The sequence below is a fragment of the Sheuella amnicola genome (assembly GCF_010499255.1).
Taxonomy (GTDB): Bacteria; Pseudomonadota; Gammaproteobacteria; order Burkholderiales; family Burkholderiaceae_B; genus Zwartia; species Zwartia amnicola.
The window spans coordinates 1-932 of the sequence record NZ_JAAGRN010000030.1 but is presented as its reverse complement, the minus strand read 5'-3'; the positions used below and the strand labels follow the sequence as shown (position 1 = coordinate 932).

The 932-nt window shown below is 52.3% G+C and carries 1 pseudogene; it reads right to left on the bottom strand.

Annotated elements, in window-relative coordinates:
• Window positions 1–129: 129 nt before the first annotated feature.
• Window positions 130–804 (bottom strand): annotated as a pseudogene (gene tnpC / locus G3I67_RS14900) (IS66 family transposase); the annotation flags it as partial.
• Between the last annotated feature and the right edge of the window lie 128 nt (window positions 805–932).

The following is a 932-nucleotide window of genomic DNA, read 5'->3' as shown; positions in this document are numbered from 1 at the left end:
CCGTTTGGCGGGCGGTAAAGGCTCGGGCTTAGTGTCATCCAAGTTAAGTCCCCATTTAAGTTTACGTGGGGACCTATTTTGAAGATTTAGTGCACTAATAAAAAGACGGTATTAACCGGACCGTTACGATTAGTTCGTCTGTGGCTGCCAATTGTGTGGCAGGAGATCCGTGATCTGGCGATAGGGCTGCGTGGGTAGCCGATTCATTACATCTTTGAGATAGGCGTACGGATCCAGGTCATTGAGCTTGGCCGATTGGATGAGACTCATGACGGCTGCCGCACGCTGCCCGGCTCTGAGCGATCCGGCAAATAGCCAGTTAGCCCGGCCGATGGCGATCGGACGAATCCGATTCTCGACATGGTTGTTGTCGATCGGGATGCGACCGTTCTCGAGATAGCGCACCAATGCATCCCATCTCTTGAGCGTATAGTCCAGCGCTCGCGCAATGGCCGTGCCATTCGTTGCTTTACTGCGTTGCAGAGTGAGCCATCCGTGAAACTTATCCATGATGGGTTTGGCTTTAGCCTGGCGTATTCGCCATCGTGCATCTGGTTCTAGGTCTTTAGCCTCCCGCTCAATGTCATAGAGGTGGCCGATGATGACGAGCGCCTGTCGAGCGATCTCACTCTGGTTGGCTTCATACAGGTCGTGAAACTTGCGTCTTGCATGCGCCATGCAACCCAGCTCGGTGATGCCTTGGGTAAAGAGCGCGTTATAGCCCGCGAAGTCATCAACGAGGATGCTGCCCTGCCAGTTGCCGAGAAACTCCCGGGCATGCTTGCCCGCCCGGGTCTCGGTAAAGTGTCAACGGCAATTGAATTTTGATACAGTTTTTCCGACATCGGCAATTGAATATTGATACACCAGTTTGTCATGTTATTTATTTTGCTAGTCTCGATTAGACTGCCAAGCTCTCCTTTTCAGTAGTC